Genomic DNA, 24,967 nt, shown 5'->3' with positions numbered 1-24,967 from the left:
GGGTGAGTTGGTTAAGAGCGCTCAGAACTTGCAAAGGGAAAATAAACAAGAGGCATCCTTTAGCTTCTAGTTTGATGGCTTTCTCGTTAGCCCACCTTTCCGAACCAGTGCGGGTTCGGTGGAGGCGTCCTCCCCAATCATAAATCGTATTCTCAGGGTGTAGGGGCGCACGATAAAACTTACCCCTAAGTCACAAAACCAAAATTTGTGTAACTTTTGGCTTTTGGGATATGTCCATGATGATGAGGTTTGAGGGGAGGAGAGCATGAGGGATAATCTGTCGGCATCCTCTCGCGTAGATGCTGCGGAAGCGAGTAGTGAATTAGAATGTTTGCCCTATAGTGTCCAGCATGACAATGAGGGCGTGTGTTTATTGGTGAAGATGGGCCCGCACCGCATCTTGCTGGACTGTGGTTTAGAGGATATTTCATCGCTGGCGAAGGGGCTTACTAAGCCGGTACGTGGAGCTAGTTCGCCCCTACCAGCAGATTTAGTTTTGATTAGTCACGCCCACCCAGATCATGCCAGAGGCTTACTGGCGCTGCATGAAGCTTTTCCAAAGTTACCTATTTATGGTAGCGAAGTAACCAGCAAGTTACTGCCGCTGAATTGGCTAGACCAAAACCCTGAGGAAATTTCCCAATTTTGTCATGCCTTGCCGTTGCGATCGCCTGTGGAATTCCAAGAGGGTTTGGTGGCAGAATTATTTCCCGCAGGGCATCTACCAGGGGCAGTGGCAATTCTACTTACCTACACCACCCAGCAGCGTACTTACAAACTACTCTACACAGGGGACTTTTTCTTGTCAAACTCCCGGTTGGTAGAAGGTTTGCGTTTAGAGGAACTGCGAGGATTAGACTTGGATGTGCTGATCGTTGAAGGCAGTTATGGCACATCCCGTCATCCCCATCGCCGCAACCAAGAAAATCAACTAGCAGAACGAATTAATCGGGCGATCGCTGACCATTGTTCTGTAATCCTTCCCACCCCTGCTTTAGGATTGGGTCAAGAATTATTAATGCTCTTGCGATCGCATCATCATTTCACCGGAAGAGATTTAGATATCTGGGTAGATGGTGCTGTCGCCACTGGGTGTGATGCGTACCTAGAACTGCTACCCCACCTTCCCCCATCCGTGCAGAACTTTGCCCGCCATCAACCCTTGTTCTGGGATGAACGGGTGCGTCCCCGCGTGCGTCGTTTACAACCAGAACATCGTCCCACTGTGGGCAAGTCACCTTGTATAGTCCTTACCGACTCTACATCTAATTTAGGCGAACACTGCCAACTAGACACAGGCCCTTGGCTGATCCTGCTACCAGAAAAAATTGATATAAAAGTTAACAAAGAATATTTAGCACCCACCACTATCGAAACCTATCTGTTGGCTCAACATAGTGATGGCCCTGGTACTACGCAGCTAATTCATAATTTGCGACCCCAGCACGTCATTTTTGTCCACGGTTCTCCTGCCTACTTGGCAGACCTGACTAGCTTAGAGGAGTTACAAAATCGCTACCATATACATTCTCCGGCGGCTGGTACCTTAGTAGAACTGCTTATCGGCGATACATTTTTACAACCGGCAGCGCCAGAAACTAACTACGAAGGCGAACTGACAGAGTTAGGAACAGTAATCACAATCACCCTCAACGATGTGATTACTGCCGATCCTCGTTGGCGGCAATTTGCCGATACTGGTTTAATCGAAGCTCGTTGGCAAGGGGAAGAACTAGTATTAAGGGGATTGTCTCAACGAGAACTGCTCAATCAAAATAGCGATCGCTATACATGGACAGATGTAGACTGTTGTGGTACCTGCCGACATCAAAGGGGGCAGCGGTGTTGGAATCCAGCTTCCCCGTTGTTTAACTTTAAGGTAACTTTAGAAGGTTACTGTCCTGCTTTTGAGGGCTTGAATGATAGTCAATAGTCATTAATCCGCTGCCCTTTGTCATTTTTAATTAATGACTAATGACTAATGACTAATGACTACTGACTAATGACTAATTATTCTGGATTCGAGTCAGTGTAACGGTTGTGGATGCGCTCGGCTTCGGGACAGTCTTCAGTCATCAAAGGTTCCACATTACCGCGTGGTACTGAAGCCAATTTTTGCGTTACAGCACCAATGCTCTCGAGGCGAACCATTTCTTCCCAAGAACAAACTTCGTCCTCTTCTTCTGTTTCATAGCGTAGGGTCACTAAATCTCCCTCTATGTCGATGATGCGGGCGCGTTCAATCCAGCGTTGCTGGTCCCGCAAGAAAACACATACCTCGCGCCCATCGCAACAGAGTTGATAAATCTTGCGGTGTAGCATGTACTGTTTCTGCCTTTTTAAACAACGTAGTTAAACCTGTCAAAATCTGGGTTCTACCCCATTACATTACACCTTTAAGAGGTTAATTTCACCGTTAAGAACAAGTAAGCTTCACGATCCAATCCCAAGACTTGCTTGTAGTTGTCAAAATATTGGGAAATTTTGGGTCATAAATCAATGGTTGCTCTAGCAATGAATTCACTCTCCCTCCGGCTCATTTTACGGAATGTCTGCTTCATGGAAGTCAAACAATTCGGAACCTGTCCTAACCAGGTTGATATTTGCTGGTGAGTCCTTCTTACTATTATGTAATAAAGAATACTCCAAATAAATCGTTGATTGCGGTTGTTTAACTTGCCTACTTATATTCATTGGCATTGCTGGGAAGTCCGGGGACTTGATTTTACTTTTACCCATGTGTATCTGATCTTAACTCATTCTCTTGCTGACCTTGATGGTTTTCAACAACAACACCTAAAGAGTTTTGAGTTTTTAAGGTTTTTGCCTGATGATGACTAAGAAAAAGGCAACAGAGTACGGGAAAGAAGCTTTAGGGGCAAAGAAGATGAGGGGCAGACGGGAAAGACCATGAGAAAATTACAATCTGCTTCTTTTGGAGTATCAGCAAGATTTATAGGGTAGGGGAAATTCCATAAGCACGTTCGACGAGGACGCTTCTCGTTTAATTTGTCCTGTGCGAACTGCATTGTATAGAGCTGCTAGGGCTGACAAATCCTCTTCCTTCCAGCATTTAGTGGCCAGCACTTGATGGAGTAAACCCTCAGATTCAACACTAAGATATCCAGTTTGGAAAGCAGATTCAACGAGTGTGCGAATCATCTTGGTTAAGGCACAGTAAACAAATTCTTACGTCAAGTGTGGACCATTTCGCTCTGCAACTAATTGATATGGAACATGAATATTATGTGATTATCATTACACGTAATTAGTGATTTCCATCACAGCAATGGTTCACTATATGAAATTTAGGTGCATTTATCTATTAATATACGGAGATAGATGGTTACAAAAATTTTCAGCACCAATGTTGAGATGGCACATAATTCAACAATATTAAAACATAAAGAAACTTTTAAGCAAGTATCCCAAAAATATAGTTAAACACAAGCAATCAAGCAAAAAACTGGCGAAAATCTTCATCCTTTTGACTTAATTGCACCCAATCTAGGTTTAAGGACTGAAATTTTTGCACCAAGCGATCGCAAGCAGGACGTTCGGTAGCGTAATGTCCGGCATCGATTAAAATGAGATTAGCATCGCGGCTTTCTTGAAATTGATGAAACTTACAGTCAGAAGTCAGATAAGCTTGGGCACCAGTTTTGGCAACGGCTGAAATGTAACTAGCCCCCGAACCACCCAAAACGGCAACTCGTGAAATTGTTTGCTGTAAATCAGCAGTTGGGGAAAAAATCAAATGAGGGGGAGCAAGTCGCGTTTGAATGGTTGCTAGTAATTCCTGTAAGGTCAGAAATGGCTCTAGCAAACCAACACGACCATATCCTAATCCTGCTTGTGTAAGTTCTATGGGAGTAACTTCTTTGAGTTCTAAAATCTGAGCTAAAACGTCAGCAGTACCATCCTGCACTTGGTCAAAATTCGTGTGGGCAGTGTAAATACCAATATTGTGGGTAAAGGACAACCGTACCATTTCTGCGATCGCTTCACCAGTGCGTAAAGATTTGAGAGGATTAAAAATTAAGGGGTGATGGGCGAATATCAGATTAGCATTAAGAGCGATCGCTTCTTGCATTACAGCCAAAGTCGGTGTCAAACACACCAATACCCGTGCTTTTTCCTGCAACACTCCTGGTTCAATCTGCCAGCCACAATTATCCCAGCTTTCACACCAAGCGGGATTTGCCCATGCTTCAAACCAAGTAATTAAATCAGCAATTTCCATAATTATTTTCTTCAGCAATTTCTAATTGCTAATCAGTGTCTCTGGGGTTGAATATTTAATTTTAATGCTAATTGCTGGCGCATTTCTTGGAAAGGTTTGTTCCATACAGGGCTAGCATTCGAGTCCCACACTGCTACTGGGATAAGTTGTTCCTCAGCAAGATAAGTTAGCAGACGATATTCATCTTCTGGTTCGCGAGAAAAGGTGAAGGGATTGCGGTAACCTGTATCACATAGTTTATAAGATACGATTTGACCGTGATTAATCCGTTGTAAAAGTTCTTTACCTTTGACGAGCAAATAATCCAAAAAAACCAGACTAAAAGGCTCTATGTGGGCGCGTTTTTGTGGCTCTTTTTGTACCCATCTTGCCCACTCAAACCCATACATAAAATCGTGAACGTAACGAAAGCGCATCTCCGTTTTATTCCCGAACATCTCCGTTAGGTAAACCATCTTTTCACCAAAAACTTTTAAGAAAGGAACAGCGCCCTCCTCTGCGATTAAAGCCTGTCTAAGCATACTACTTACCAAAAAATCAAAATCCCAGAAGATATTTTCTGGGAAGTTTTGCAACTGAGTAAGGACTATGATTTCGAGAGTTTCTTGAAGAGTTGTGATAATTTCAATGTCGGTGTTGTATTCAGCAATCAAATTTCCCAATTCTGCAAAGCTGGTAGTTAATGTCTTTTGAGGATTAAGTGACAATAATTTAACAGACTGCTGGGCAAGGATTTCATCAATACTTTGAAAAGTATCAGTTGGTGTTAGTTTTTGCTTCATATTAATTGAAATTGCCCATACAACTTACACTAAATATTAGTATATATCTAAATAATTAGATGTTTTAATAACCATAAATAATCTTAACTTTTGAATTTACAAAATTAAACAGATTGTTTGGTGTATACCTGCTTAAATTTGCATCAATAATTTTCATGAGAAAACTGTCACGGCAAAATTTATTTAATGCATATCACCGTGTAGTTTACAATGTTATATCCAAAGGTTAGCGGTATAAGCAGAGTATTTAAACTCTACTAAACTACATCTTAAATAAATAAAACTTGAGAATTGGCTATCCAGAAATGTGAACAACCAATTCTCTTAAATGACTTCGCTGGCGGTGTTCCCAAATATAAATTCCCTGCCAAGTTCCCAGTACTAAATGACCTCGATTAATGGGGATATGCTCAGAAGTTTGGGTGAGTGCAGTACGAATGTGTGCCGGCATATCGTCGGGGCCTTCAGCATCGTGGATGTATTTTCCCGATTCTGGCACGAGTTTTGCCATAAAGTTAGCTAAATCCACAAGGACATCGGGATCGGCATTTTCTTGAATCACTAAACTGGCTGAAGTGTGGCGCAAAAATAGAGTACAAAGACCAGTTTCCACTCCCGACTCTGCAACTGTGGCTTCAATTTTGGCGGTGATGTTGTAAAAAGATTTGCCAGTGGTGGAAATTTTTAGTAACTTTTGGTAGTGAGTCATCTGTAATTTGATTAATTATTGACTAATAACCGTTAATTTTTTAGTTTGGATGAATTATCTCACCATATAACTAAAGTTTATAGCGGTTCTCATTTGGATGCAATACGCGCTTTGGGCGCATATTTGTGCGTTCCTACTGTATTTTACGTAATTGAAAACAGCTATAACCTTCTCATAGGATAGCTAGCAGCCGAGTAAAGTTTAATTACTGCGAAAATAGTTGACAATCGCATTAGCGATCGCTTCATTACCATCTTTAGAAATTGGTTGAGATTGCTTTGGTGGTTGAGGTAACTCACACAGAAAATCCCAAGTTCCTTGAAAAAACTCAGATGGGGTGATGATTTGATGCTGGTTATAATTAGTTATGCCTTCTATTATAAAAGTTGCTTCGGCAAAGTCCTCACGCGGCATGGTAACAATAGGCACTCCTAATATTGTGGCTTCAGAAAAAGTGCTGTAACCAGGTTTAGAAACGACTCTTCCACAAATAGGCATAAAATCCACAGGGCGGTATTTGCGGTCATTAATTTTCACTAAATTAGGTAAATCAGGAGCAGATCGATCGAAGACGATAAATTGCCAATCTGGAAATCGCCGCAGGTTATCGTAGGGGATTTGCTGTAAACCCAAACCGCCAAAGGTCAACAAAATAGTTTTTTCGACTGGTGCAGTTATTCCCCAAAGAGAGCGTAAATCATCAGCAGAGTAACGGGGAGAACCGCCTGTTAAGCCAACATCTGTGATATTTTTAAAAGCTGGCATTGCTTCGTGGAAAGGGAGACGAAATAGGCGATCGCACTTTGAATACGAATCACTAATCCAATCAGCAATTGCAGTAAATTCGCCTCCCCAATCTCGGTAGATAAAGTCCCAACCAAAGTTACTCATCATCCAGCAGGGAATGTTTGCAGCTTTGGCAAACCCAGGAGCCAGGAAGGGAATATCTGCCAAGATTAGATTAACGCGATTTTGGCGGATAAAATTCACTTCTGAGGCAATCAGCGAATTTTGATGCTTCTTAATATCGAGCAACTTTTCTAAAGTCGCTACTTTATCCATTGTCAAACTATCAGTTTGCACCACACCCAAATCAAATGCACGCGGACGATAAATAAAATCGCCTTCTATATAGCACTCTAGCAACCACCGTGGGGCAGTACTCACCAGAATTAGCAGAACTTCTGGACATAACTTTTGAATTGCCGCAGCAACTGAAGCCGTGCGGGTAGCATGACCAAATCCGTGGTTAGTTATGGCTAAGTATAAGATTGGACGTTCCATTTTATAGTTAGGAGACGCGATTAATGGCATCTGTACAAGAGTTAGGAGGAGACGCGATTAATTGCGTCCGTACAAGAGTTAAAATCATAATTTCGCCACTGATAACTTATAACTCCTAACTTTTAATTAATTTTGCTAAAACTTTGAATTGCCTCAATCAATTGGTCGATTTCCGATTCTAAAGTAAAGTAATGAACGGTGACGCGTATACAGCTAGGATCGGCAATTGTCCGAGTTAATATGCTTTGTGAGTCTAAAAACTGTACCAACTTCAAATGAGGTTGGGGTTGATTATTTGTGAGTTGAAAAGAAACTATACCGCTTTCGGGTGGAGAAGTTCGCAGACACTTGACATCAGGTAAGGCTACTAGCTGCCGCCAAAGGTAGTCACTGTTTTGGCAAATTTGCTCGTAACGTTCCTGTGACGTTCCCCATTGCTGATGGATAGCGATCGCTTCCTTCAACCCAACATATAACGGATAAGCTAATGTAGACACTTCATATCGTCGCCCATCGGGAAGCCAATCTACAGGCTGAGATTGACTATCCACAACAATGCCATTCAAGCCAATAAACGTAGGTTTCAGGCTTTCTCGTGCTTCTGGGCGGACATACAAGCCACCAGCACCCGCAGGGCCACATAACCATTTGTGACCAGTGAAAGCATAAAAATCTACTCCCAATTCAGTCAAGTTTAAAGGCAACAAACCAGCAGATTGGGCAGCATCTATCAGTAAAAATGAATGATTATTTCTGCATACTTCGGCAATTTTATCAAGAGGTAAAACTTGACCAGTATTCCAGAAAACATGACTTAATATTACAAGACGGGTATTGGGGCGCAAGTGCTGGGCAATGACTTTTACGGGGTCGCCCTCATTTAAAGTCGCCTTCAGGGGACAGGTAGTAACTTCTACAGCGAATCTCCGCGAGATTTCCTGCGCTGTAGCAATTACGCCTGGATGTTCGCAGTCTGAGAGTAGCAGATGGTCGCCAGCACGCCATTCGATGCCCCACATGGCGATATTGCAGCCAACAGTGACATTTTGCGTGAGAGTAATTGTTTCAGATGGTGCATGTAACTCCGAAGCGATCGCAACTCTAGCAGCTTGAGTCTGGGGTGCTATCCAGCGATACGCCTCATTACCAAAAGGGCCTATTTGCTGAACATAAGCTTGAGTTTGGGCCATAGCATCCATTGCCCTTTGCGGCATCGGCCCTTGTCCCCCATAATTAAAATAAGTCTTATTCGCTAAAGCTGGAAATTGCTCTCGATGGCTATGCAACTTGGTTTGTGCGATAGAAATACTAGTCATAATTTACAAGGAATATCTACTGTTTACAGGCTATTGATATAGAAGGTTTTTGTACTTTGTCCTAGCAGCAATGCTAAAAATAGAGGTGAGATTAATTTAAGCGATCGCTGCCAAATCTTATCTCGTAATCAGTAACGATAAATGCTCTCTGACTTTTTGTCCTAGATTCTGCGCTATTTGAGGAGTAATCAGATGGTGTTTGAATTCTGATGCATGAAGCCACGGGACACCTTGGCGATCGGGATCGGACTCGTAGCGTGGGAAGAGATGCCAATGAATATGTGGCTCACTATTGCCATAACATGCATAATTCATTTTCCACGGACTAAAAGCGTTAACAATAGCTTGTCCTGCCAGCATCACCTCTTGAAATAAGGCAGATTGGATCGGTGGGGGAAGTTCATGCAACTCTCTAATATGGTTTTTCAGAAGAATAAGGGAGTATCCGCGATGAAACTGACTATCGCCAATCACAAAGATTGAATGCTCGAATTCGTGGATGAAGTAAGGATTTTGACCGCTTCCCCAGAGTGTGACACGTTCGCAGATAAGACATGGCTCATGTTGTTCTGTCATGTAGCTTGGTAATGATGGATAAAACGTGATTTTGTTATTCTCCCTTATCTGTCACTTAGCAGAAATGCCAACCCCTATCTGTTTACGTCACTAGCTAGCTGTTGACAGTATAGAATAAAGGGCAAATCAGGTGTAGAGGCGATCGCCACTTACAAAACTTTAAATTGTCTGAGTTGCTCCCAGAATCTGCTAATTCTTGTTAACTTAAAAGGATGCTAATCAATGCTGAACTTCTACTGCAATACCAACGCTGTAAACGCCGAACTTTTCTAGATATCCACGGTGACAAAAGTCAGCGCGATGCTCCCAATGAGTTGCTACAGAAACTGCAACAGGACAAAATCGCTCATCAGCTGAGTGCTTTGGCACAGATGACTTATCACCAACCAGATTATTCATACGGAAACTGGGAAAAGGGAGAGAAGGCAACTTTAGAATTGATGGAGCGTGGGGTTGAGTACATCTACAAGGGAGTACTGTCAGCAACTTATTCTGAAGGATACACCCTGCTGAGTCGTCCAAATTTACTTGTGAAACAACCAGGACAGTCCCGTTTTGGAGATTGGATGTATGTCCCGGCTAGTATTGAACTGGGTAAGCGTCCTAAGCAAGAATATCAAGTTGTCGCTGCATTTCATGCCCAAGTGTTGGCAACAGTGCAGGGAGTTGTACCAGAAACAGCTTTGCTCATATTGCGAACTAAAAACACCAATTATCCAGTCGATCTGTTCAAATGGACACCACGAATGCAGCAGATTTTGGAGGAGTTTATTCAAGTTTTAGAGTTACCGAATCCGCCAGAGGTGTTTATTTCTCGGCAAAAGTGCAATCTTTGCCATTGGTATAGTCAATGTTATGCGATCGCTCAATCTGAAAAACATCTTTCATTATTACCAGGTGTAACACCCATTCGCTACACGCAACTCCAAGACCTAGCCATCACCACACTGGAATCTCTCGCTAACACCAGTCCCACTATTCTAGAAAACCTGCTTGGTTTCGACCGTGAAGTAGCACCTAAGCTAGTAGTGCAAGCTCAATCTGCATTAGAAAAACGACCCTTAGTTTTACCCTATCCGCTACCAATAAAAGATATTACTTTTACAGCACCCATAGAGCTTTACTTTGATATTGAAGCACAACCAGACTTGGATTTAAATTATCTTTTGGGGGTTTTGGTCGTTGATAGACTTGCCAATACAGAACAGTTTTATTCGTTTTTAGCAGATAAACCCGAAGACGAAGAATTAGTTTGGCAGCAATTTTTGGATTTGGTTTGGCAGTATCCCGAAGCGCCAATTTATCATTTTTGTGTCTATGAGTTTGATACAGTCAAACGGCTAGCAAGGCTTTATAACACCCCGTACTCCTCAGTGCGTCCTGTACTGAATCGATTTGTGGATGTGTATGAACAATTAACCCAAAGTGTAGCATTGCCAGTAGAAAGCTATGCCTTAAAAGCGATCGCTCGTTGGTTAGGGTTTGAGTGGCGGGAAAAAGAAGCGAGTGGTGCTAAATGTATTTACTGGTACGATCTATGGTTAGAAACAGGCGATCGCACCTTACTAGAAATTATCCAAAGCTACAACGAAGATGATTGCCGCGCCACCCATAAAGTAAAAGATTGGCTCGTCAACTTTTTTCAGAATGAATATGGTTTGCGACTTGCTTAATTATTGCTGAGTCATGAGTACTCAGCACTCAATACTGTTTCAGTCCTATCTTATTTATAATTTTCAAAATTTAGCAATACCTTTTCATGCACTTAATTAAAAAAATCTTTGTAGTCCCGCGAATTATTTACTTTTTTCTCCCAATTATAATTATTATTTTCTTATTAAAATTTTTACCCATAAATGCTGTTGAAATCAGTAGCATAGAGTTTATTGGGGAAGCCACTTTACCGAAAGGTTTAATTTTAAAAAAAACTGAAATTGGAGGTTTATCTGGAATTACCTATGACGCACAAAACAACCTTTATTATGCTATTTCCGATGACCGCGGACAAAAAGCTAATGCCCGTTTCTATACCCTGAAAATCGACTTAAGCAAGGGTTCCCTACAAAAGGGTAAAGTTGTTCCTATCAGTGTAACCACATTATTAAATGAAAATAGTCAAACATTTCGCCCTGGTGAAACTGATACAGAAGGTATTGCCTTAACTAATAAAGCAACTGTATTTATTTCTTCTGAAGGCGATGCTGCAAAATTAATTAATCCTTTTATTAAAGAGTTTTCACTATCTTCTGGCAGAGAAATTACAACACTCCCCATACCAAACAAATTTTTGCCAGATAAAAGTGCTAAAAAAGGTATCCGCAACAATTTGGCTTTTGAAAGTCTCACCATCACACCCGATAAAAAGCATCTATTCACAGCCACCGAAAATGCTCTAATTCAAGATGGTGTCGCAGCTAAACCTAATATCGGTAGTCCTTGCAGAATTTTGCAATACAACTTGCTCGCCAATCAGCCACAAAAGGAATTTCTTTACCAAACTGAAGCAGTTTCACCATTTTTGAATCTGATTGGCAAATTCGCCAGTGGGTTACCTGATTTACTTGCTCTCGATAATCAAGGACACTTCCTAAGTTTAGAACGGTCTTTTACTGGTTTAGGATTTGCTATTTCCCTGTTTCAGGTTTCTTTAGAAGAAGCTGACGATATTCATAATATTGATAGCCTTTTAGCAGTTGACTCTAAGAATATTAAACCAGTTAAGAAAAAACTGCTGTTAGATTTGAGAACCCTAGATGTACTGCTAGACAACATTGAGGGTTTAACTCTTGGCCCTAAACTACCCGATGGACAGCAATCATTAATCCTAGTCAGTGATAACAATTTTAACTCCTTGCAACGCACTCAGATACTAGCCTTTAAAATTAAAATTGAAACACCACTAATTAGATTATTACACCGTTTACTCCCGAATCTGAACCGTTAGCTGTACAGAGGGATCGCAGCTTTACTGCTATTTACTTGTCTCGGCTATTTCTGTGTATCCACGGAATCTACTAGGCAAGTTTATCTAGCCTATTTGTAGTTTACGTGTAATTTCTCAACCGTATTCCTTAATAAATATGTTACATAATGTTTATGAAATTTTGCAAATAGATTAATCATGATTAAAACAGATGATTAATTTTCTACAAATTCTAATATTTTCTAGATTTAGATTTAGTAATTAGCTAGACTGATAAAGTCTTTTGCCAACAATATTTTTCATAAATGAGTTTTATGCAACAAAATCAAATTGAGAATATGGTAGGGCAAAAAGCAGAGCTAGACAATTACATTGGGCAATTTTTAAATAATCGTTATTTAATCAGAGATTTGATTGGCAAAGGAGGAATGGGTAGAGTTTATTTAGCAGAAGATACTGCTAAAGGTGGTATGCCGATCGCAGTCAAAATTTTATCACTCAGTTTGGCAAACCAGCAAATGTCCCAACGCTTTGCTAGAGAGATTTTTATTGGCGCTCAATTGGGGCGCAAAAGTAAACATATTGTTCGCATCTTAAGTTATGGCGTTACTGAGGATAAAATTCCCTTTTATGTAATGGAATATCTCCAAGGAAAAAATCTCAAACAAATTCTCAAAATTCAACCATTAACAATATCGAAGTTTTTAGAAATTTGTAATCAAATTTGTTTAGGCTTACAATGTGCCCACCAAGGTATCAGCCTCAAAGGAGAGATTTATCCCATTGTTCACAGAGATATAAAACCAGAAAATATATTCATTAGTGAAGATAGTAAACAAGGAGAAATTGTTAAAATCCTAGATTTTGGTATTGCCAAGTTTTTAACAGAGCGAAGTGGGATGACTCTGACAGATTCTTTTATTGGCAGTTTGCCTTACTGTTCTCCAGAACATATGGAAGGGCGCAAATTGCTAGATGTTCGCTCTGATATTTACAGTTTGGGAGTACTAATGTTTGAGATGCTGACAGGAAAGCATCCATTTCAGACAAAAAGTAACTCATTTGGTACTTGGTATCAAGCGCATCGCTTTCAAATTCCACCTACGCTTGAGGAAGTGAATCCGCAAGTCAAAGTTCCGCAGGTGTTAGAGAAAATATTGATGAGTTGTTTAGCTAAAGAAGTAAGCGATCGCCCTCAAAATATCAACCAAATATTAGAAAGTCTAGAAAAAGTTAATATTCAGATTAATCATAATAGTAATAATGATAGTAGTGACATTGTTAAACTCTCATTCCCAATCCAATTAGTTCCTGCAACATTATTATCAGAAAAAGAGTGTTTACAGAAAACTTGGCCTAAAAATAAACCAATTGCGCCAATTGGATTTCCCCATTTACTACAAACTCCGCAAAAACCTATACCAACTTTTTGGGCAATGTTGCCTAAACAAGATATAACAAAATTTTTAGATAAAATACATGGCACTGAATTTATTAGTAAAATGAATGTATACCCGATGCTTTTGTGGGTAACAGTACTATACGATGCCCAACCTTCTATGACTAAGTGGCTACCTTATTTTTTGGATTTGAAAGATAATAAAGGCCAGAAAATAGCGCGTAGTTTAGCAGAAGTAGGCTACTATCATCTCCTATTTTTTCCTCTAGAAGAGCCAAGCCGTTGCTCTCATGTAACGACTTTAAGTCTCACGGCTAATCAGCGCCAGCAACTTGTAGATTGGTTAGATATAAGTCAACAGCCAAATGATATAATTTTGTCTAATCAAGCCAAAAATATTCTAAAAACAGAGTACGAAAAACTTAAATTAGATATCTTACGAAAGTTAACCGTAGATCAAAAAACTGAAAAAGAGGGTTTAAAAAATTGGATGTCTAAATTTATGGAGATTTTTTTTAAACTTTTATCACGTCCTTGAAATGCTAGAGAAATCAAAATGCTTGTCCCCGTTTCCTAATGAGATTTTATGTGTGTATTGCTAACTTAAAATGGACTCAGTAGCAAAGGCGATCGAAGTGAATCAAAGCCCATTTATATCTCCAACTAGTACGGGCTTGCTTGCCAATCGTTATCAACTCAAGCAATTAATTGGCAGCGGTGGTATGGGTGAAGTTTTTTTAGCAAATGATATTTTGTTAGGAGGAATACCAGTTGCTATCAAGTTTTTGACTCAGACTGTTGTCGATACCAAGATGCAACAAGACTTTGCTCGTGAAGCTTTAATGAGTGCAGCTTTGAGTCAAAAGAGCGTACATATAGTGCGGGCGTATGATTATGGTGTGAATGAGAAAGGAAAACCATACTACGTTATGGAATATCTATCTGGTAAGAGTTTAAAGGATTTAATTCCGTTGCCTCTGCCCATGTTTTTGACTCTTTCTCGCCAAATTTGTTTGGGCTTACAGTGTGCCCATCAAGGCATTAACATTGACGGCAAAATTTGTCCGTTAGTTCATAGAGATATCAAGCCTGCCAATATATTAGTTATTCCCGATCCGATATTGGGCCAGTTAGTTAAAATTCTCGATTTTGGTATAGCTAGATTTTTGAATTATGCATCAACAGCTAGTACAAGCAGAGGATTTAATGGCACTTTACCTTACTGTTCTCCAGAACAGTTAGATGGAGAAAAATTGGATAGTCGCTCTGATATTTATAGCTTGGGTGTGATGATGTTTGAAATGCTCACAGGCAAAAAACCGTGGAAACCAGAAACTGATTACTTTGGTGCTTGGTATAAAGCACATCACTTTGAGCAACCAAAAACGATCGCAGATGTTAAACCTACTCTTAAAATACCTCAGAAGCTAAATAATTTAATTATGTCTTGTCTTGCTAAAAAAGCAAGCGATCGCCCACAAAATATCGCTCAAATTTTGCAAGTATTAAACAGTTTAGAACAGTCTAATTGTCCAAGTATACCTACAACTTTAGCCTCTAGCTCCATCCTTAGCCGTCCCTTAGATTCAGGTTTGCCAATCACAGTAGAACAAAGCTGTCGAAAACTTTTGTGGCCTAAAAATAAACCAATTCAAGAAATTGTTTTTCCCCAGCTTCTAGAAACCCCACAGGGATCTATGACAGCACTATGGTTGATGTTGCCAAAACAAGAAATCAAAAATTATGCCCTTTCTACGCGTTACAACCAGTTTATCTTCATGACATCCCCTCACCCAATGCTCTTGTGGGTGACTCTACTCTACAATCGGCAATTGGCTCCTAAGTGGCTACCCTGCTACTTAGATATGCAAAATCCCCAAAATTGTAGGCTGGTAAGTTTCCTGGCTGAAAATGAACGCTACCCTTTGATTTTCTTTACCCTAGAAGCACCACATTCCTGTATCAACGTTCTCAGCAGTCGCATCGAGCCAACTCAGCGGCAAATGTTAAAAACTTGGGTGAAACAGAGTCAAAGTCTGCCACCCGCTTCTCAACCTCAGTTGAGCAAACAGCTATTAAAACAGCAGTATAAACAAATGCAATCCCGGATATTGCAGCACCTGGAATCACAGCCACAGGTTGTATTACCCTGCTCTATTTGAGGAAAAATCCGCACCTTGGAGAGACAGGACAAAAAGAATTCCTAATTTCCAACTCCAAAACGCTTGACAAGTAGAAAAAAAATGGTGATAATAGCAAAGTTGCCAAACAAGGGACTGTAGTTCAATTGGTTAGAGCACCGCCCTGTCACGGCGGAAGTTGCGGGTTCGAGCCCCGTCAGTCCCGTTCTAAATTTATGAGTAGTATATCGCTGAACTGAACTTCGGTGATTTTGGATTTTGAATTCCCCAAAGGGATTGACTCAGAATTCAGGGTTTGAATATAAGCTACATTTATCATGCTTTGCAAAAGAGAGAATTAACTGTGACTGTTAGAGTCCGTATTGCGCCGAGTCCAACCGGAAATTTACATATTGGTACAGCTAGAACAGCTGTATTTAACTGGTTATTTGCCCGTCACCACGGCGGGAAATTTATACTGCGAATAGAAGACACAGACCTAGAGCGATCGCGTCCCGAATACACCGACAATATTCTTGAAGGACTGCGTTGGCTGGGACTGAACTGGGATGAAGGGCCATTTTTCCAATCTCAACGCCTGGATCTTTATAAAGAAGCAGTGCAAAAACTGCTAGATCAAGGGTTAGCCTATCGCTGTTACACCACCAGCGAAGAACTAGAAGCGCTAAGAGAAGCTCAGAAAGCTAGGGGCGAAGCTCCCCGCTATGACAACCGTCACCGCAATCTCACGCCAGAACAACGCGCCGCATTTGAAGCAGAAGGTCGCTCCTCTGTGATTCGCTTCAAAATCGAAGATGGGCAGGAAATTGTCTGGAACGACCTAGTAAGGGGAAAGATGTCTTGGCGAGGTAGCGATTTAGGTGGTGATATGGTCATCGCCCGCGCCTCAGAAGAGAGTAGCGGTCAACCTTTATACAACTTTGTAGTTGTAGTGGATGATATCGAGATGCAAATCACCCATGTCATTCGGGGAGAAGACCACATCGCCAATACCGCCAAGCAAATTTTACTGTATGAAGCTTTAGGTGCAAAAATTCCAGAGTTTTCCCACACGCCGCTGATTTTGAGCAAGACAGGGCAGAAGCTTTCTAAGCGAGATGGTGTTACTTCCATTTCTGAGTTTAAGAAAATGGGCTTTACTGCTGAAGGCTTGGTGAATTACATGACATTGCTGGGTTGGTCGCCACCAGACTCGACGCAAGAAATATTTACCTTAGAAGAAGCAGCCAAAGAATTTGGTTTTGAGCGTGTAAATAAAGCAGGTGCAAAGTTTGACTGGGACAAGCTGGATTGGTTGAACAGTCAGTATATCCACAAGACGCCAGTAGATAAACTTACAGATTTACTCATACCCTATTGGGAAGCGGCTGGGTATAAATTTGATGGTGGAAGAGAACGCCCTTGGTTAGAACAGCTAGTAACTTTAATTAGCCAGAGTTTGACTCGTTTAGTAGATGCAGTACCTCAAGGTCAACTGTTTTTTACTGATATTGAATTTAGCGAAGAAGGCAGTACACAACTGAAGCAAGAAGGTTCTGCTGCTGTCCTTGAGGCGATTGTCACAGCTTTAGAAAATCAGCCGCAACTGTCAGAAGCCGCCGCCCAAGACATTATTAAACAAGTGGTGAAAGAGCAAAAAGTTAAAAAAGGCTTAGTGATGCGATCGCTCAGAGCAGCCTTAACTGGAGATGTTCATGGCCCCGACTTGATCCAATCTTGGTTACTACTAAATCAGATTGGTTTAGATAAGTCGCGCTTGAGTAGGGCAATAACGGAAGCTAGTTAGCGATTACTTCCAGATTTTAGAAATATTTTAGATTTTAGGGGCGCACAAACGTGCGCCCTTATCCATAAGGTAGAGCAACTATAAGAACAAGAAATCATTGACTAATTACTAATGAATTATCCCCAATTTCAAATCTAAAATAGGTAGTCAATTCTCCTCATGTTGGGAACTTGGTGTGTAAAATTAATGTCTTCAAAAACACTTAGAAGCAAACGTAATTACAATGCCGACAAAAGCGCTCAATAGAGGGATAAGATTATCGTTCATAATAGTTACACTTTTCATCACATCGACAGTTAGTACTGCGGTTGATGCTCAGGAAGCGCCAACGATATTTGGAGATGTCACCATTGGCCCTCAGTTTTCCCCAGACCCCCTGACAGTTCGCGGGATGAGTGGTGGTTCAATATCTGGCAGTCAAGTAGGTGCCAGAAGTGAAACAGCCACTGGCCCTTGTACTGGATTTGTTGATGAAACACCAGACCACACATTAGCGCTAACAAGTAAATTTGACTACCTGAAGCTGCAAGTGCAAAGTCCTGAAGACACCACCATGATTATCAAGGGGCCCGGTGGTACTTGGTGTAATGACGATTTTGATGGCAAAAATGCCGGTATTGTTGGTGAATGGCTGGCTGGAACTTACCAAATTTGGGTTGGTTCCTATGAAAAAGGTAAGTATCTTCCTTACACTCTACAAATTACAGAAGTTAAGTAGGGCATTGGGGTAAGGGAGGACGAAGGTACACGAAACCCTCTTCTGTTCTCCCGTATATTTAGTGGATTAATTTTATTTCAATAGTAAATTGGGACAAGTTTCTCAGTAAGATTCCTCTGCCACATAAAGTAAAGCTTGCAAATTCAGTTGTTCTTTAGTTATTCGGTGGCTATCCAGCGCACGCTAAACTTATAACAGGAAGAATTAGAGCTAAAGTCAAGTGTTTGAGACTTTTGGAAGTCATTTTTGTAGTTCGATTGATTAATTTTGTTTTTACTAGCAACGAGGTATGTAACTGTTGCAATAAAAAACTTTATTAAATAAGATGTATTTTTTATGACATCCATCTCTCAGAATTCTAAAGTAGCACGCCCTAAGAAAATCACCTCGCTCGCTAGGGAACCTCGTAGGTAGTTTGCTCTATCGTGTATTAGCCTACACCAAAGTGGCTGCTTAGGCAGCTTCTCTCTCATGGCTCTCTACAAATTCTCTGCTGGTTAATCCAAGCTGTATTAAAATTAAGTTAACTTTGATTAAGATTCTTGTTGGCATCGCCATAATGCGCCAATCGCTCTATGGCAGTGCGTATAAGAGATCGAATTAAACAAAATGGATTTATAGACATCCGTTTAACAGCTTAAAGTGACAGAGCCGACATTCGGTTACTAAGGCTGATGAGTTGTATAGCCATCTAAAGGCAAATTAACATGAAATTCTCTTGGAAAGTCCTAGTACTTTGGACGTTGCCAGCTTTGGTAATTGGCTTTTTCTTCTGGCAAGGGGCCTTTGCAGGCGCTCCTACTGACATGAGTAAGAATGCAGCTAATACCCGCATGACCTATGGTCGCTTTCTAGAATACTTGGATGGCGATCGCGTTACCAGCGTGGATCTGTACGAAGGCGGTAGGACAGCAATTATAGAAGCCCGCGATCCAGACATCGAAAATCGCGTCCAAAGGTGGCGGGTAGATTTGCCTATTAACGCTCCTGAGTTAATTAGCAAGCTCAAAGAAAAAGACATTAGTTTTGATGCTCACCCCATGCGGAATGATGGCGCAATTTGGGGATTGTTGGGCAATCTCATATTCCCAGTTTTATTGATTACTGGGCTGTTCTTTTTGTTCCGGCGTTCTAGCAACCTCCCCGGCGGGCCAGGTCAAGCGATGAACTTTGGCAAATCCCGCGCCCGCTTCCAAATGGAGGCAAAAACCGGGGTCAAATTTGACGACGTAGCCGGGATTGAAGAAGCTAAGGAAGAACTGCAAGAAGTCGTTACTTTCCTCAAACAGCCAGAAAGATTTACCGCAGTAGGCGCACGCATTCCCAAGGGAGTGCTGTTAGTTGGGCCTCCTGGAACTGGTAAAACTTTACTAGCAAAAGCGATCGCTGGCGAAGCAGGCGTACCTTTCTTCAGTATTTCCGGTTCGGAATTCGTGGAAATGTTCGTTGGTGTGGGTGCATCCCGCGTCCGCGATTTGTTCAAGAAAGCCAAAGACAACGCCCCCTGTATCATCTTCATCGATGAAATCGACGCTGTTGGACGCCAACGCGGTGCTGGTATCGGTGGCGGTAACGACGAGAGAGAGCAAACCCTCAACCAGTTGCTCACCGAAATGGACGGGTTTGAAGGTAATACAGGCATTATTATTATTGCTGCCACCAACCGTCCCGACGTACTAGATTCAGCATTGTTGCGTCCCGGTCGTTTTGACCGACAAGTAACAGTTGATGCACCCGATATCAAAGGGCGTTTGGAAATCTTGCAAGTCCATGCGCGGAACAAGAAATTAGATCCTAGTGTATCTTTGGATGCGATCGCTCGCCGCACTCCTGGATTCACTGGTGCTGACTTAGCTAACTTACTTAACGAAGCCGCCATTCTCACTGCGAGAAGACGCAAAGATGCTATCACCCTCCGCGAAATTGATGATGCGGTGGATCGGGTAGTCGCTGGGATGGAAGGTACTCCTTTGGTAGATAGCAAGAGCAAGCGCTTGATTGCCTACCACGAAATTGGACACGCCTTAGTGGGAACTTTGTTAAAAGACCACGACCCAGTGCAGAAAGTTACCTTAATCCCAAGAGGACAAGCACAAGGTTTAACTTGGTTTACTCCCAACGAAGAACAAGGGTTAATTTCTCGTTCTCAGTTGAAAGCGAGGATTACTGGTGCTTTGGGCGGTCGCGCTGCCGAAGAGGTGATTTTTGGGGCTGCGGAAGTTACCACTGGTGCAGGTGGAGACTTGCAACAGTTGTCGGGAATGGCACGCCAAATGGTAACGCGGTTCGGGATGTCAAACTTAGGCCCACTTTCCTTAGAAAGCCAACAGGGAGAAGTATTTCTGGGTCGTGACTGGACAACCCGATCTGAGTATTCCGAATCCATTGCTTCGCGCATCGATGCTCAAGTTAGGGAAATTGTTGAACAATGCTACGACAATGCTAAGAAGCTTATCCGCGATCATCGCACTGCCACCGATCGCTTAGTCGATTTGCTCATCGAAAAAGAAACCATTGACGGCGAAGAATTCCGCCAGATTTTGGCTGAGTACGCTGATGTACCTGAGAAACAGCAGTACGTACCGCAGCTGTAAGCACTGTTCTAAAATCACTGAAATGGGTATGGTCAAAAGGCTATACCCATTTTTGTTTTAGGTATTTGTAATCCTAAGTTATTTTATGTAGTGTCAGGGAATACTAAGCATAGTTAAAAATTTGATATTGCTATGCAATACCTAATCTACCCGATCGCAATTTACGTTCTACTGATTGTTATTCGCTATCTGATTCTCTTTTTACTACTTTGCAAATCTCAGATTCAATATCCCAAGTACCAGATTACCAAGACTGATACAGTTCCTATCTATTTAAAAGATTTATTTCAAACTCCCATTAAAGAACTAGAGCAATTCGGCTTTCTTCCATGCAGCTATTTGCAATATCAACCAATCAGCAAAGCCTATGAGCAAACAAATTGGGAACTTCTTTTATATCACAAAGCACTCAAAAGCTATGCCACAGTAGTTATTCGTCGTTTAGCCGAACCTGTCAATTTATTCGATATAGAGTTTTATACCTTTTTTAAGGATAAAACTTTATTGCTGACTGTCAACGGCAAACAGCATGGACTTATAGGTGAGTTTCCCAACACTATTGTTCAGGATGTTTATACCGGCGAAGTATCAGTACAATGGCAGACTCATCAAGATCGTCTCAAACAATTAACTACTAGCAAAATACCTTGTGGTTTATCACCAGAGTCTTTTGCTCAAGCACTACAGATACAGATGAGTGGCTATGTTAGGAACTTAGCCAAGACGGGGAAAATATCACCAATCAAGGGAACAGAGTTATTTCAGATACATTGGTTAACAGTCCTGCGATCGCTTAACCCGATGACGCAGGGTAACAAGAAAGCAGCAAATATCATCAAGCAACGCAGACAACAAGCCAAAACTGATTCCAGCATTTTACAAGAAATCCCTATAGAACTGGAAGTTGAGGGATTTAAACAAATGGAATACACTCAAACCGGTTTGGTGGGTAAAAAATTTCGCACTTGGCTTTTGTTGGGTAGTCTAGGGTTGTTTATCGCCAGTTATACAAGCTTTCTTACTCCACAAAGTGTGGTGATTTTCATCGCTGTACTGTTTTTCCATGAAGGCGGACATTTATTGGCGATGAAACTGTTTGGCTATCGTGATACCTCTGTTTTATTCGTACCGTTTTTAGGCGCTTTAGCAACTGCCCGTAAAGATGACGCCACACTCAGCCAAAAGTTTTGGATATCTTTAGCAGGGCCACTACCAGGGTTAATTTTGGGGATTGGGTTGGCGATTCTTGAACCTTTTGGCAGTGGTTATCCTGATTGGGTACAAAAAACAAGTTGGACGCTGATATTTCTAAACTTGTTTAATCTACTCCCGATTTATCCTCTAGATGGAGGACAAATTGCTGATTTACTCCTATTTTCTCGTTTTCCTTACATTGGTGTTTTATTTAAAGTCTTTGGTGTAATTATCTTGGGATTTCTAGGAAAAGGTAGTCCAATGATGTTGTTATTTGCGATGTTGATAGCTATGGGCATCCCTAATAGCTTTCGCAGCGCTAAAATTAATCAGAAATTTCAAAAAGAACTGCAACGAAATCCACCCATAGATCGAGATAATATTCTTCATTTCATTTTCAAGTATCTGAAGCAACTTGGATATGGAAACTTGCCTTTTAGTAAAAGATACGCCTTAGTCAAGGGATTGATTCAACAGCAGCACGAATCCCGTAGTAAATGGAAAACTAGAATTTTTTTATTAGTTATATACTGTGTAACCTTGTTAGGTGGAATGGTAGGTATTTTGCAAGCTATAGCTCCTAGTTGGGTAACTTTATTGACTTATTACTCTCAAAATACTCAGCAAAGAATTGAGCAGATCAGAAAAAATAGACAACAACAAATTGAGCTTACAACTGCTGCTTTACGTACAAATCCCAATGATGTAAATGCTTATGTAAAGCGATCGCGGGCGCGTTTGGGACTGCATGACTACAAAGGCGTACTAGCAGATTATGACCAAATTATCCGCTTAAAACCTCACGATATTGAATCTCGTTTGACTCGTGCCAGCTTTCGTCATAGATTAAAAGATTATAAAGGCGCGATTCAAGATTATAACGAGATTTTGCGCCTAGATTCCCAAAATGTTATTGCGTATCATCAACGGGCAAAATCTCGCGATCTCATACAAGACTATAAAGGAGCGATCGCTGATTACAACGCAATTATTAAATTGAATGCCAAAGATACCTACGCTTATATCTCTCGTGGATATACTCGTCAAAAACTCCAAGATTACAAAGGTGCGATCGCAGATGCGAACTATGTAATTCAGCTAAATCCTAAAGAAGCAGAAGCGTATATGCTACGTAGCGAAATTCGTCGTCATTTGGGAGATAATCAAGGAGCGATCGCAGATGAACAAACTGGAAATACTCTTTTTAAAACTATGGATGAGGAAGATCCTAGTTGAGAAAAACCAATTATTAATGACTTATGTCAACAACTAACGATCTTCGCCTAATTCGCGCTCAATCCTCCCTTGAAGGTTTATCAGTGGGTGATGCTTTTGGAGAACGATTTTTTCTGCATCCAGATGTGGCAGAAAGTCTAATTATCGCGCGTGCCATCCCAGCATCACCTTGGTACTACACTGACGATACCCAGATGGCGCTCTCAATTGTGTCTATTCTCCAAGAATACGGGGAAATTAACCAAGATTATCTGGCAGAAAGCTTTGCGAAACAATACGACAGCGAACGGGGTTATGGTGCAGCAATGCACAGGCTGTTAACGCAAATACGCAATGGCGAATCTTGGCAGAAATTGGCAAGTAGTCTGTTTAACGGACAAGGTTCTTATGGAAATGGAGCAGCGATGCGCGTTGCACCGATAGGGGCGTTCTTTGCCGAAGATTTGGATTTAGTTGTCAAACAAGCACAAGCCAGTGCCGAAATCACTCATACCCATCCAGAAGCGATCGCTGGTGCAATTGCCGTAGCAGTTGCTGCTGCTTGGGCGTGGAGACTCAAAGATTCTTTACCCAGCAAAGAAGATTTTCTCAACCTTGTCTTACCTTATATTCCAGAAAGTGAGGTGAGTGCAAAAATTCATCAGGCTGTGAATTTGTCGGAAAACACATCAGTGCAATCAGCAGCTACTCTGCTGGGAAATGGCACTCATGTCTCAGCACAAGATACAGTTCCTTTTGCAATATGGTGTGCTGCACAACACCTTGATAACTACGAAGAAGCACTGTGGTTAACTGTAAGTGGCTTGGGAGATAGAGATACTACTTGTGCGATCGCGGGTGGTATTGTGGCGCTATCTACAGGTGTAGAAGGTATTCCCACGGCATGGGTGCAAGCACGAGAACCTTTGCCCAAGGGCGATAGAGAAACGATCGCACTCTTCCGTCCTATTGGGCCAAAAGAACTGGCTTTGATTAAAGAAAGTGGCGATCGCAAATTTCCTCCTCGACTACCTGAACAGCCTATTTTCTACCCGGTACTTAACGAAGAATACGCCGCACAAATTGCCCGTAACTGGAATGCGGCAAGTACTGACACCGGATATATCGGCTATGTGACACGTTTTCAGGTGCGTGCAGAGTTTTTAAGCCGCTACTCCGTAAAAACTGTAGGCGGTTCCATACATCAGGAATATTGGATACCTGCGGAAGATTTATCTGAATTCAACCGTAATATCGTTGGTTTGATCGAAGTAATATCAGAATTTCGCCAATCAACAACTTGAAAATCCGAAACTGGCAGCATCGATGCTGTATACAAAAATATACCCACTTTTATTTGCACAATTTATGAATAATAAAGTTAAATTATTGACTCTTGCTTCCTTAACGTTGGCAGTTTCTTTTCTAAGTGCCAGCACAGTTGTAGCACAAGCGAAACTGACAAATAAATCGAAATTGTCCATCAATGGTATCGGAGAGGTAAGAGTTGGGATGACTGTTTCCCAAGCGGCAAAAGCTGCTGGTACTAAGCTAGCGGGAGATTCGCCGAATAACAGTTGCTACTATGTTAAGCCACAAAACGAACCCAAAAATCTTTTGTTTATGGTTACAAAAGGTCGCATTTCTAGAGTAGATGTGCGGCAGAATACCCAAATTACTACCCTTAAAGGTGGAAAAATTGGCGACACCGAAGCGCAAATCAAGTCTCTCTACCCAGGACAAATTAAAGTCACACCTCATAAATATGTCCAAGGCGGACACTACTTGACATTTATCCCGAAAGACCGTTCTAATCAGAATTATCGTGTGGTATTCGAGACTGACGGTAAGCGTGTCACTCAGTTTCGCTCAGGTAAACTACCAGAAGTTGAATTTGTTGAGGGTTGTTCTTGATTTAATAACTTTCTGTTATTGCTTTTAGTGCCAAAAGTAACGATCGCTATGATTTTGTCAAACCTACAACCTGTGTAATATTTTTTAATTCCGTCGAATTCACGTCTTTAAAGTTTAACTATGATTTTTTAGCTTAAATTATCTTAGGGATGGTACATGCCATCCCCATTTTT

The 24,967-nt window shown here is 41.4% G+C and carries 19 protein-coding genes and 1 tRNA gene; 12 read left to right on the top strand and 8 right to left on the bottom strand.

What is annotated here, in order from left to right; translation table 11 throughout:
* Positions 1 to 265 precede the first annotated feature (265 nt).
* Entirely contained in the window at positions 266 to 1,933 is a 1,668-nt protein-coding gene (locus V7L01_RS04855) for an MBL fold metallo-hydrolase (protein WP_335032433.1), read from the top strand.
* Positions 1,934 to 2,010: 77 nt separating this feature from the next.
* Here V7L01_RS04855 and V7L01_RS04850 read toward each other — a convergent pair whose 3' ends face one another.
* The 8 genes from V7L01_RS04850 to V7L01_RS04815 all read right to left on the bottom strand — a co-directional run bounded on the left by V7L01_RS04850 (position 2,011) and on the right by V7L01_RS04815 (position 8,910).
* Positions 2,011 to 2,322: a DUF6679 family protein gene (locus V7L01_RS04850; protein WP_012408115.1), complete on the bottom strand. Its 312-nt coding sequence runs from the start codon at positions 2,320 to 2,322 to the stop codon at positions 2,011 to 2,013.
* A gap of 621 nt (positions 2,323 to 2,943) precedes the next feature.
* On the bottom strand, positions 2,944 to 3,162 hold the full coding sequence (locus V7L01_RS04845; protein ID WP_335032431.1) for a hypothetical protein: 219 nt from the start codon (positions 3,160 to 3,162) through the stop codon (positions 2,944 to 2,946).
* Between the two features lie 292 nt (positions 3,163 to 3,454).
* Positions 3,455 to 4,243, bottom strand: a complete 789-nt coding sequence (locus V7L01_RS04840) for a Nif3-like dinuclear metal center hexameric protein (RefSeq protein ID WP_335032429.1) — start codon at positions 4,241 to 4,243, stop codon at positions 3,455 to 3,457.
* Between the two features lie 32 nt (positions 4,244 to 4,275).
* Positions 4,276 to 5,025, bottom strand: a complete 750-nt coding sequence (locus tag V7L01_RS04835) for a hypothetical protein (RefSeq protein WP_335032427.1) — start codon at positions 5,023 to 5,025, stop codon at positions 4,276 to 4,278.
* A gap of 295 nt (positions 5,026 to 5,320) precedes the next feature.
* On the bottom strand, positions 5,321 to 5,734 hold the full coding sequence (locus tag V7L01_RS04830) for a secondary thiamine-phosphate synthase enzyme YjbQ (protein WP_196512283.1): 414 nt from the start codon (positions 5,732 to 5,734) through the stop codon (positions 5,321 to 5,323).
* A gap of 201 nt (positions 5,735 to 5,935) precedes the next feature.
* Entirely contained in the window at positions 5,936 to 7,018 is a 1,083-nt protein-coding gene (locus tag V7L01_RS04825; RefSeq protein WP_335032425.1) for a glycosyl transferase, read from the bottom strand.
* A 122-nt stretch (positions 7,019 to 7,140) separates the two neighbouring features.
* Positions 7,141 to 8,334 carry an aminotransferase class V-fold PLP-dependent enzyme gene (locus V7L01_RS04820; RefSeq protein ID WP_335032423.1) on the bottom strand — a complete coding sequence of 398 codons (1,194 nt, stop codon included), beginning with the start codon at positions 8,332 to 8,334 and terminating at the stop codon, positions 7,141 to 7,143.
* Between the two features lie 117 nt (positions 8,335 to 8,451).
* Positions 8,452 to 8,910, bottom strand: a complete 459-nt coding sequence (locus V7L01_RS04815; RefSeq protein ID WP_335032421.1) for an HIT family protein — start codon at positions 8,908 to 8,910, stop codon at positions 8,452 to 8,454.
* A gap of 212 nt (positions 8,911 to 9,122) precedes the next feature.
* Between V7L01_RS04815 and V7L01_RS04810 the strand changes: the two genes are divergently transcribed.
* From V7L01_RS04810 to V7L01_RS04760, 11 genes are all read left to right on the top strand, one after another.
* A complete protein-coding gene (locus V7L01_RS04810; RefSeq protein WP_335032419.1) occupies positions 9,123 to 10,583 on the top strand; it encodes a TM0106 family RecB-like putative nuclease in 1,461 nt (486 codons plus the stop codon).
* 86 nt (positions 10,584 to 10,669) lie between these two features.
* Positions 10,670 to 11,854 carry an esterase-like activity of phytase family protein gene (locus V7L01_RS04805; protein WP_335032417.1) on the top strand — a complete coding sequence of 395 codons (1,185 nt, stop codon included), beginning with the start codon at positions 10,670 to 10,672 and terminating at the stop codon, positions 11,852 to 11,854.
* 293 nt (positions 11,855 to 12,147) lie between these two features.
* A complete protein-coding gene (locus tag V7L01_RS04800; RefSeq protein WP_335032415.1) occupies positions 12,148 to 13,770 on the top strand; it encodes a serine/threonine protein kinase in 1,623 nt (540 codons plus the stop codon).
* A gap of 97 nt (positions 13,771 to 13,867) precedes the next feature.
* Complete coding sequence (locus V7L01_RS04795) at positions 13,868 to 15,394, top strand: serine/threonine protein kinase (RefSeq protein WP_335033156.1); 1,527 nt, start codon at positions 13,868 to 13,870, stop codon at positions 15,392 to 15,394.
* A gap of 110 nt (positions 15,395 to 15,504) precedes the next feature.
* Positions 15,505 to 15,578, top strand: a tRNA-Asp gene (locus V7L01_RS04790).
* Between the two features lie 138 nt (positions 15,579 to 15,716).
* Positions 15,717 to 17,159 (top strand): glutamate--tRNA ligase, encoded by a 1,443-nt coding sequence (gene gltX, locus V7L01_RS04785; protein ID WP_335032413.1) that lies wholly within the window; start codon positions 15,717 to 15,719, stop codon positions 17,157 to 17,159.
* 223 nt (positions 17,160 to 17,382) lie between these two features.
* Positions 17,383 to 17,877: a hypothetical protein gene (locus V7L01_RS04780; protein ID WP_335032411.1), complete on the top strand. Its 495-nt coding sequence runs from the start codon at positions 17,383 to 17,385 to the stop codon at positions 17,875 to 17,877.
* Between the two features lie 707 nt (positions 17,878 to 18,584).
* Positions 18,585 to 20,471 (top strand): ATP-dependent zinc metalloprotease FtsH2, encoded by a 1,887-nt coding sequence (gene ftsH2 / locus V7L01_RS04775; protein ID WP_335032409.1) that lies wholly within the window; start codon positions 18,585 to 18,587, stop codon positions 20,469 to 20,471.
* Positions 20,472 to 20,603: 132 nt separating this feature from the next.
* Entirely contained in the window at positions 20,604 to 22,901 is a 2,298-nt protein-coding gene (locus tag V7L01_RS04770) for a site-2 protease family protein (RefSeq protein ID WP_335032407.1), read from the top strand.
* Between the two features lie 23 nt (positions 22,902 to 22,924).
* Entirely contained in the window at positions 22,925 to 24,184 is a 1,260-nt protein-coding gene (locus V7L01_RS04765; protein WP_335032405.1) for an ADP-ribosylglycohydrolase family protein, read from the top strand.
* 64 nt (positions 24,185 to 24,248) lie between these two features.
* Complete coding sequence (locus tag V7L01_RS04760) at positions 24,249 to 24,794, top strand: hypothetical protein (RefSeq protein ID WP_335032403.1); 546 nt, start codon at positions 24,249 to 24,251, stop codon at positions 24,792 to 24,794.
* Positions 24,795 to 24,967: the final 173 nt, after the last annotated feature.

It is taken from the genome of Nostoc sp., assembly GCF_036917095.1.
Classification (GTDB): domain Bacteria; phylum Cyanobacteriota; class Cyanobacteriia; order Cyanobacteriales; family Nostocaceae; genus Nostoc.
This window is presented reverse-complemented; position numbering and strand designations above follow the sequence as displayed.

Excerpts from the sequence above, each read along its gene's own strand:
- V7L01_RS04855 (WP_335032433.1), top strand. The coding sequence starts at position 266 with ATGAGGGATAATCTGTCGGCATCCTCTCGCGTAGATGCTGCGGAAGCG.
- V7L01_RS04850 (WP_012408115.1), bottom strand. The coding sequence starts at position 2,322 with ATGCTACACCGCAAGATTTATCAACTCTGTTGCGATGGGCGCGAGGTA.
- V7L01_RS04845 (WP_335032431.1), bottom strand. The coding sequence starts at position 3,162 with ATGATTCGCACACTCGTTGAATCTGCTTTCCAAACTGGATATCTTAGT.
- V7L01_RS04840 (WP_335032429.1), bottom strand. The coding sequence starts at position 4,243 with ATGGAAATTGCTGATTTAATTACTTGGTTTGAAGCATGGGCAAATCCC.
- V7L01_RS04835 (WP_335032427.1), bottom strand. The coding sequence starts at position 5,025 with ATGAAGCAAAAACTAACACCAACTGATACTTTTCAAAGTATTGATGAA.
- V7L01_RS04830 (WP_196512283.1), bottom strand. The coding sequence starts at position 5,734 with ATGACTCACTACCAAAAGTTACTAAAAATTTCCACCACTGGCAAATCT.
- V7L01_RS04825 (WP_335032425.1), bottom strand. The coding sequence starts at position 7,018 with ATGGAACGTCCAATCTTATACTTAGCCATAACTAACCACGGATTTGGT.
- V7L01_RS04820 (WP_335032423.1), bottom strand. The coding sequence starts at position 8,334 with ATGACTAGTATTTCTATCGCACAAACCAAGTTGCATAGCCATCGAGAG.
- V7L01_RS04815 (WP_335032421.1), bottom strand. The coding sequence starts at position 8,910 with ATGACAGAACAACATGAGCCATGTCTTATCTGCGAACGTGTCACACTC.
- V7L01_RS04810 (WP_335032419.1), top strand. The coding sequence starts at position 9,123 with ATGCTAATCAATGCTGAACTTCTACTGCAATACCAACGCTGTAAACGC.
- V7L01_RS04805 (WP_335032417.1), top strand. The coding sequence starts at position 10,670 with ATGCACTTAATTAAAAAAATCTTTGTAGTCCCGCGAATTATTTACTTT.
- V7L01_RS04800 (WP_335032415.1), top strand. The coding sequence starts at position 12,148 with ATGCAACAAAATCAAATTGAGAATATGGTAGGGCAAAAAGCAGAGCTA.
- V7L01_RS04780 (WP_335032411.1), top strand. The coding sequence starts at position 17,383 with ATGCCGACAAAAGCGCTCAATAGAGGGATAAGATTATCGTTCATAATA.
- ftsH2 (WP_335032409.1), top strand. The coding sequence starts at position 18,585 with ATGAAATTCTCTTGGAAAGTCCTAGTACTTTGGACGTTGCCAGCTTTG.
- V7L01_RS04770 (WP_335032407.1), top strand. The coding sequence starts at position 20,604 with ATGCAATACCTAATCTACCCGATCGCAATTTACGTTCTACTGATTGTT.
- V7L01_RS04765 (WP_335032405.1), top strand. The coding sequence starts at position 22,925 with ATGTCAACAACTAACGATCTTCGCCTAATTCGCGCTCAATCCTCCCTT.
- V7L01_RS04760 (WP_335032403.1), top strand. The coding sequence starts at position 24,249 with ATGAATAATAAAGTTAAATTATTGACTCTTGCTTCCTTAACGTTGGCA.